General features: G+C 28.7%; 7 protein-coding genes. All 7 read right to left on the bottom strand.

The window, feature by feature from the left end; genetic code table 11:
* Positions 1-438: 438 nt before the first annotated feature.
* Positions 439-1086: a response regulator gene (locus ACN0WY_RS17015; protein WP_299001590.1), complete on the bottom strand. Its 648-nt coding sequence runs from the start codon at positions 1084-1086 to the stop codon at positions 439-441.
* Positions 1083-2465: a sensor histidine kinase gene (locus ACN0WY_RS17020; RefSeq protein WP_417801137.1), complete on the bottom strand. Its 1383-nt coding sequence runs from the start codon at positions 2463-2465 to the stop codon at positions 1083-1085. Before ACN0WY_RS17020 ends, ACN0WY_RS17015 begins: the two co-directional genes overlap by 4 nt.
* A 229-nt stretch (positions 2466-2694) precedes the next feature.
* The gene (locus tag ACN0WY_RS17025; RefSeq protein ID WP_417801138.1) at positions 2695-3729 is read right to left on the bottom strand and encodes a hypothetical protein; all 1035 of its coding nucleotides are present in this window, start codon (positions 3727-3729) and stop codon (positions 2695-2697) included.
* Positions 3730-3739: 10 nt separating this feature from the next.
* A complete protein-coding gene (locus ACN0WY_RS17030; RefSeq protein WP_417801139.1) occupies positions 3740-4756 on the bottom strand; it encodes a hypothetical protein in 1017 nt (338 codons plus the stop codon).
* Positions 4757-4768: 12 nt separating this feature from the next.
* On the bottom strand, positions 4769-5794 hold the full coding sequence (locus tag ACN0WY_RS17035; protein WP_417801140.1) for a hypothetical protein: 1026 nt from the start codon (positions 5792-5794) through the stop codon (positions 4769-4771).
* A 127-nt stretch (positions 5795-5921) separates the two neighbouring features.
* Positions 5922-8000, bottom strand: a complete 2079-nt coding sequence (locus ACN0WY_RS17040) for a hypothetical protein (RefSeq protein ID WP_417801142.1) — start codon at positions 7998-8000, stop codon at positions 5922-5924.
* A 15-nt stretch (positions 8001-8015) separates the two neighbouring features.
* Complete coding sequence (locus ACN0WY_RS17045; RefSeq protein WP_417801143.1) at positions 8016-8978, bottom strand: hypothetical protein; 963 nt, start codon at positions 8976-8978, stop codon at positions 8016-8018.
* Between the last annotated feature and the right edge of the window lie 37 nt (positions 8979-9015).

Consider the following 9015-nt stretch of genomic DNA (forward strand, 5'->3'; position numbering starts at 1 on the left):
AAGGTTAGAGGCTGACTTGAAAAACAAAGACCAAGAACCAAGAAGAAGAATTGGATTTAAAAGTAATCAATCAAAAAAGGAGGAATAATATCATCGTTGAGTTACCTGCAAAAACTATTTTCCTTTAGTTTTTTGGTAGTGGTTTGGGGGGTGCCGATAAGCAAAGGAGGTTTCTAATAATGTTAGTTTTATTGATGTTTATAAGGTAAGTGTTTGTTTTTTAGAAGATTAATTTTATCTCGGTTTTTATTTACTTTCATTTTACTTTATATAATCTTTAAAATGTTGCAGGCGTTTTAAAATATTATGTAAGTATGTAATTGTTGCAATTTATGTAAAACATCTATTTTTCTTATATAAATTAAGGATTGTGAAATTAAGATAAACATTAGTTTGTAACGAATCTTATGCCTATAAATATTGCTATAGATTAAAGTTTTATATTAAGCGTTTCTTCTTTGCTAAGGTAATCGCTTCAATCTTTGAGTGTACTTGTAGCTTCTTATATATATTTTCAATATGCCTTCTAACTGTTGATGGTGAGATAAACAAATTTTCAGCTATTGAGGTATATGGTAACCCTGTTGCTAATTGTTCTAAGACTTCAATTTCTCTACTTGTTAGTTTTACATTTTCTTCTTCATTTTTTTGTAGAGATAAAGGAGTGCGTAAAAGATTTAGTGCTTTAAGAGCTATAGATGGAGTCATAACAGCGCCACCAGTAAGGGTTTTTGTGATAGCATTATAAAGAGTTTTTGGTTCGTCGTCTTTTAATAAATAACCATCTGCTCCTGCTTGTATTGCATTAAAAATTTGTTCGTCATTATCAAAAACAGTAAGCATAATTATTTTTACTTGCGGATATTTTCGTTTTATTAAGGCAGTGGCTTCTATGCCATTTTGTTTGGGCATATCAATATCCATTAATATCAGGTCAGTATTTTTATTTTCGCTAAGTTTTTGTAAGCATTCTAATCCGTTGTTGGCTGTAAATACGATGCTTATATCTTCAAAAAAAGAGAGGCTTTCTTTGGTGCTTTTTATTAAAAAATTATTATCATCTACAATGGCTACTCTAGTTTTCATACCTTATGTATTGTTGTTTTTGGAATTATAAAACAAAATGAAACTTCAACCCCTTTTTCTAGTTCAGTTTGTATGTTGAGTTGACTTTTTAATTCTATGGATCGTTTTCTCATATTCAATAATCCATTGCCTAATTCTACGTTTTTTTCTATAAAGCCTTTGCCGTTATCTTTTACAGAGAAACATATATTATCTTCTTTTTTATAAATATGGATGGTTATTTGTGAAGCTTTTGCATATTTAAGAGCATTATTGGTAGCCTCTTGAATAATGCGAAATGCATTCAGTCCTTGTAAGGATGTAAAGGTTACATCTTCAGGGAAATTTTCATCTACATTAACAGTTATATTAGTTTTATTTTGTGATTGTTTCGCTTTTTCGATAAAATTTGCAATTCGAGAGTGTAAATCTTTAATAGAAATATCTGATTTATTCATTGCCCAAACGGTATCTCGTAGTTCTTGCGTAGTTACTTTTGCAAAATCTTTTATAGTATTTAGTTTATCGGTTAACTTTTCGTCTTCGTAAGTAATGTAGTATTTAATAGTATTAATGGTAACAACAATAAAAGTGAGTTTTGAGCCTATGTTGTCGTGTAGATCGCGAGAAATTTCCAAGCGTTGTTCCAGTAATTTATTCTGATTTTCAATTTGCACTAACACATATTTTAACTCAGCTTCTTTATGCATCTGAGAATGTTTAATTACTATAAAGCAATAAATAGTAAATACGATAATGGGCATCACAACTAAATCACCAATGACAATGTACTCTACATAAAAGACTGAAACAATAATGAAGTAAATAATTAAAATTACATTGCATAAAATCATATAATTTACAAATTGAGAAACCCACTCTTTTTTAATTTGTAAATGATTTTCTTTAGTATTTACGGTAAAACGATTTATAAATACTCGTAAATAAATAAAATAAATAACACTGTGTAATAAACTTAAGTTCGTTATTATTATAAGGGGTAGATGGGTTCCTTGTAATATTTCTGCAAAATATTTTTTTTTCAATTCATCTGGCAAAAACAAATAATAAACCCCACTCAAACAGAGTAACGAAAGAACCCAATAATTTAACGACCAATATTTGGGTAATTTTATTTCTAAATTAAAATAGACATACTGTAATAACATAGGTCCGAAAAGAAAAACGAATCCTAATATTAAAAAAGGTACAAAAACCAATTTATAACTTCCAAAGAAGGTGATTAAATTAGAAACACAAACTAAAATTATATTTAAAAAGAAAAAACTGAACGACAGCCTTGCTTTTATACTTTCTCTTTTAGTTATTAACGTGGTAGCTACTATTAATGTTAATATGAATATAATAAAGAGGTTGACAAAAAGTATTATTGAATTCATAAATAAAAAATATTGTATAAGGTTTTAAAAACCACCCTATGTTTAAGAGCTAAATTTAATAAAAAGGCAATAGGTCTAGGAAAAAATGAAATTATAAACTTTTTTGTTTTAAAATTTACAAAACAATTATAATTAAAATAAGGCTTAATAACATTTGTGCTGTTTTTAGTAAAATGAGGAAACACAGTATATAGCGGTAAAATAAAAAAGTTAAGTAAAGCAGAATGTATCATTTGTTGCTCTTTTTTATTCTTTTTTTTATGAACCAAATTATAATTATAAAGACAATAACTAAAATTATGACAATGGGTAAGAAAATTACTAAAGCAGGAAAAACTCCCCAGAAAGTAGTCTTAACATGGTACGGTTCTCTAATTTTAGTATTGGAATACGTAAAACCTTCTAATGATAAACTTGATAATTTATCAATATTTGTAAATAAATAATCTGATTGCTGAATTATATTTTCAAAAGAAAATTTATCATCATCTTTATAGTAAGTAACAACAAGATTATCTTTAGGGGTAGGTGAAAAATTTACTTTTGAGCCTTTAAATAACTTATGTTTATCATTATACTTAAAATCAAATCCTGAGGAAAGTCCTTTTATGTCAGAATCGTTTAATTCGTCCATTAATTCAATGTAAAAATCACCATGTTTTATGGGGTTTTTCCATACACTTCCGCTTTCTAACAGATAAATAAATGCATTTTTACTTTCGCTTTCATAACCTTTCTTTACTCTTGCATTGTTGGTGTTTACAATGAAATACACTTCTACTTTTTGTAGCTCGTTTGGGGTGAATTCCATGTTCCAAACTTTCCAATTATCACTAAATGGTATTGTTTTTTTGTAATTGTTATTGAGTTCTGGATGTGCTTCTTTAAGTAACGGTAGCAAATTGTTTTTGACTCTTATTTTAAATTGGCTTAATGAATCTAAAGTAACGTGGTTAAGATAGTTGTCTCCACCAGCATAGATGCCATTGGTAGGATACCCCATTTTGAATCGTAAAGAATCATTTGTTGTATTACGAAACCAATATACTCCTTTTACCACTGCAAAACCTTTATATAACTGAATGTATATGTTTTCTTGTTGCATTTGCACTTTTTTAAAAGAGAGAGAGTCTTCGGGATATAGCATTGTAAATACGGTTCCACCAGCATTCCAAATACCAGGTTGCGCAGCGTTACTATATGCCTTGTTTATAAAAAACATAAAAATGATACCTAAAAGAAGCTGTGAACCTATTTTTTTCATAACAGAAGATTTATATAGTTTCATTAAACAAGTATATATTGTGTGAGTTAAAATTTACTGCAATAAGAATAGTAATGAACGATGCTTTGTGCAAATCAATAATATCGTTTGATTTTACTTTGTTGTATATATTTTCTGACACATCAATGTTTCCATTATTAGTAACTAAACGGAACTTGGTTGCGTTTCTATTGGAAGTGATTTTAAGTTTGTCATTAACCTGAACTGTTGTTATTTGTTTGAGTTTTCCATTTCTAAAAAACGTTGCATAGTTATTTATTTCTATAAGTAGTTTAAATGAAGTATATACAAAAGCAACAAGTACAGGAATTATAAAAATAAAAATACCTTGCCATAACAATAATAACAGTAATGCAAATGCTATTACAAAAATTAATCTTTTTCTCATTTTTTTCCAAAATATCTTTTTAACTACATCCACTTCTTTTTGACTCATTGGCATAGTTTTACTTTTATTTGGAATGAAATTAAGGGTGTTATTAACTTCAATCGATTGCTGATGGTTCTCTAATATAGTAAATGTTAAAACCTCTTTGTTTTTTGGACTTACTTCTAAATATATTTTGTCTCCTATAGTAGCTTTTGAATATACCGTGTAAGGAATACTGTGTTCTTGAATGTCAACACTTATATAATATGAAGTTTTAGTGGTAGTACTATTTGAACTATTACCCGCTCTTGAGGTAAAATTTTTTGAAGAAGAGGTGTGTTTATCTATTCGTTTATCGGTAATAATTCCAGTATAGCAATGTTTAATTCCTTTTTTTAAATCAATGTAGGTACTCCAAAAAGTGTATACTATAATACTTAAGAAGAACAATAAAAAAATAGCAAAAACGATTATAGGAATTGTACTAAATTTTGCGGGCTTTAATACATTTTTAAAAATGAAAAAGAATATACCACCTACAAAAATTAAGAAAATAACCAAGAAAACATACTGCTGACTAATTTTTTTCTTATCTTTAGAGGAAAGCGGTTTTATTTCATAATTATTTTCTGTCATAGTTAAAAATGTTTATTTAGGAATTTTGATATATTTAAGATGTTCTACCAATTCTAAATACGTGTTTTCATTATACTTTGTGTCGCCAACGATATTGCCATTTTGTAACGTTGTTCTAAAAAACTGAATAGTTGCTATGTTTTCTTGCTTGATATTTACATAGGCTGTGGCATATTTTACCTTGTTACCCAAGGTGTCTTTCTTGTAGGAATAGATGGTTATTTGGTAAGGTTCTACCTTGTCTAAATGCTTTTCGTAAAATTGCCAAGTTTGATTGCTATTTTGCTCTAAGTTAAAAGGGATATTATCTTTTGGTGCCTCTTTATTAAATCGTTGAATACCTTTATTTATTCTGCTTGTAGCATTATTCTCTTCAATAATTTTAAAAGCAATATCTACTATTTCTGTATATATATATGCCTTGTAATTAGTGCTAGGTTCTGTATAGGATAAAATTTCTTTATCTTCTAAATAGAAGTGGTTAGAAATTACATCTTCTTTAGCTTTATGTTTTTGATGATGTACTTTTTTATACAAATTACCTTTTTTGGTATAATAAAATGTAGTTATAGAATTAGTATCATTTATATTAGCTATAATGCTTTGTAGCTTATTGTTTTGATACTCATATTTTATATGATTTTTTTCCCCTTTTTTTAAATAGATGCGCTCTTCTATTAAATTATGCTGTGTATCATAAACATATTGATGTTTTCTGTTTAAATTAGAATTACGATGTTTAATTATTCTTTTACGTAAAAGACCTTTTTTATAGTTACTGCTTAATTTTAACCAATCGCTACTCGTATTGCTTTTTCTTTCGTAGCTTTTTATGGTACCATCAGTGTTGAAATTGTAGCTAACTTTTTCGGTTTGTATTGCTTTTTCAGAATGTAACGTATACGTTACCATCTCAACTTTTTTAACCGATTGTGTAAATCCGTAATCTTTAGCTGTAATCTTTGGTAAAGATTGTGCAATAGCATTACAATTTAATACTAAAAAAATGACTGTAATAAATTTAATTTTTAGGAGCATATTGTTTTTTAGTTTGTTTTTATTTATATTTTTTTAGATGCTTATCTTATATAAATCTTTAACTGCGTGGTCTTTATTTACTTTATTGATAGTTATTTTTTTGCCAAACTTTGTTGTACATTCTCAATTATTTCTGAGGCATTGTTTTACTATTTGCAGGATTGTAGCCGTTTGCATAATTTACAATTAGTTGACCGTTTTTAAATTCACCATAGGTTTGAGTGAAGGTTTTAACATCTGTTTTAACACCTAAACCCGTAATATATCCATTGTGGGCAAATGCTCCAGAATACACATAGGTTGGTGTTTTAAACATTCCTGAATAATTAATTTTACCATTGCTATCCCAGTCGCCTACATAAAAGTTTTTGTTAGCCCACCTGTAAGCGCCTGCCTTATATGGTTGTCCGTTTTTAAAGAAGCCAACATATACATCTCCTTGGTTGTATTTAAAGGCACCATACCCATTTTGGCAGTTTCCTAAGCAATTTTTACCGGTTGATTTTTTCTGTAAATAATCAGTAAAAAGATTGGTGGTTAATTTACCTTGTGTGTAAATACCCGCCTGAAAAGTTTTGTTGTTTTTAACGTAATACCCATAACCGTGTTGTTTGCCATCTTTCCAATGCCCATAATACTGCTCGTTGAGTTTATTCCAATAATAAATTCCAAAACCATTACGATACCCATTATAAAAATCACCGTCATAACGATTGCCATTGGCAAAGAAAAATTGTGCATAACCGTGTAGTTTACCACTTTTGAAAAAGCCAAACACTTTGCTACCGCTATTAAAAACATAAGTGCCATAACCATTGGTACAGTTACCTTTTATGCAAGCATTGTCTGTTTTATTATTTTGAGGTTGTGTAGTATTAGTTTTGCCTGAAATTTTATCGGTAGAAAAATTAAAATAACGTCCTTTGTTAAATACGCCTGGTTTTGAATTAGCAAAGTTGCTTAATACATAAGTTGGAACATTATTGATTGAAAACACGTAGTCTTTTGTCCCTTCAACATATCCTTCAATTTTATAATCCTTAAACCGTTTACCTGCTATAAAAAAGCTTACGTGTTCTTTGTCTTCTGATGGGATATACCAAATTGAATTCCCTCTAGAGGTCATAGAAATTGCAGGGTATGCCTTGGTTTCTTTACTAGTATTTTGCAGTGCGCTTCCTGCAAAATAAACATCTTTACTTTTAGTATCTCTAGCAATAATATTTTTATATTCTGATTGGTATTTCCACTTTCTGTAAGAAAAAATTGATGGGATGCCTCGCTCTATACACATTGCTGATTTACCATCACTAATAATACTATTTTCTGACTGTAGTAAAAATTCAAAAGGAATTGTAGTATTTAAAGTTATTGATGTGTCAAGGGCGTTTCTCGCAATGTAATAAGTGTTCGTTAATGGATTAAAGAATATATAATCGTTGTTAAATTTGTCCCATAGCGACGTATTGTCTAATTTACCATTGATATATAAATGAGGTATGGCCAAACCGCCTTTTAAGTTTAAGTCGCCCGTAGTTTTTTTAATTTGTGCATTTTTTTCAAAATCTTTATATTCACTATGATAAATAATGCTTCTGTTATATTGGTGTAACACATTACCTGCAGCATTGGTTTCTGTTCTTTGTATCCAGTTACCTTTAGAATCGTATTGATATTTAAAAAATGTTTTACTGTTATTTTGGTTTGCTTTTCTTGCTGTTAGCAACCCGTTTCTGTAATATTCAGTTTTAGTAGTTGGTAGTTTATCTGTTTCTTTAGATGTAATAGTTACTATAACCAAATCACCTTGTTTTATATAACTATATTCTTCTGTTTTGTAGCTGTAAATTGCTTTTTTAATTCTGTTTTGTGCATCGTATTCATAAATTTTTCCTTCGTCGTAAATAAGATTTCCGTTAGCATCATATTTGAAATTGAGTGTTTTTCCATTGGTATATGTTGCTGATATGGGCCTGTTATAATTGTCAAATTTTATATGTATTCTATGTTCTATATCTAACCAATTACCCTTATTATCGTAAAAAGTAAAACTGTCTTGAAATACATCACCCTTTAGTTGTGTTTTATCTAAACTAGCACCTTTGGGTAATGGATTAACAGGAGCGTTTACCCAATTTATAGTTTGTGCTTCAGCTACAAGTGTCTTTAATAAAAATATGATAATGAGTGTGTAATATTTTTTCATTTTTTTATGGGTGTTTTATTTTAAACGAGCTACTTTTTTTTCAAAAAACATATCAAAATTGGTACTACCACTTTCGGATCCATCTGCATAGATTAGTTTTTTAAATACCAATCGTCTTATATGCATATTATATTGTTTGTCTATTTGCAAACGCTTTATCCAATCGCCCGTTTCGTTTCTACTTTCTGCAGGAATAGTAAAAATGGTTCTTGTGGTGGGTTTACCTTGTAGTTCACCCATAAGTTTGACAAATGAATTAGGTTCTTGTTCTTTTAATTTTCGCATTTTTAAGGCATAGTTTAATGCGTTTTCATTTACTTCGATATCTAAATCATTATGATGATAAGCCTTGTAAAAAGTAACTATCGGTTCTCTGCCCAAATAGAATGATGCAAATTTTTCAGTTCCATCGTAAACAGTATAACTTTCAGTAATTTTACCATTTACACTAGTTTCTTTGATACGACTGTAATTTTTATTATGGTTAAAATAAGTTGTCATTCTCCCCCCGTTGGAGTATGATCTTTCTATTGAATTTACCAAACCATTTTTATACGTATACGTATCCGTAAAATTTGAAAACTTGCCATTCGCTACAATTTTTGTGAGTTTTTGATTGGTGTTATAATGTAATTTTTGTTTGTTATTAAAATTTACTGATGAAGCATACGTGTTTATACTGTCTAACAAGCCATTATTATATTCATAATTAGTAGCTGTTTCGCTAGCGTATTTACCAAATATTTTAAAATACTTTTGTATAATAAAGCCTTCTTTGTTAAAAGAATACACTTCTATCATTGTTGGTTTGTATGATATGCTATCTACTTTGTAGTAGGCTATATTTACTTGTTTTACCTGTTTTTTAAAACCAAATGATTTCCAATGAGTTTGTGGTGGTATTAGATAGTCATTTGTTTTTTGACTATACGTTTTAAAAACATTGATAACAAACAGTAAAACGATTATTTTTTTCATCTTATTTATATTAGTTTTTATATGTTATAGTACGTTT

Source organism: Tenacibaculum sp., from assembly GCF_048269885.1.
Taxonomy (GTDB): domain Bacteria; phylum Bacteroidota; class Bacteroidia; order Flavobacteriales; family Flavobacteriaceae; genus Polaribacter.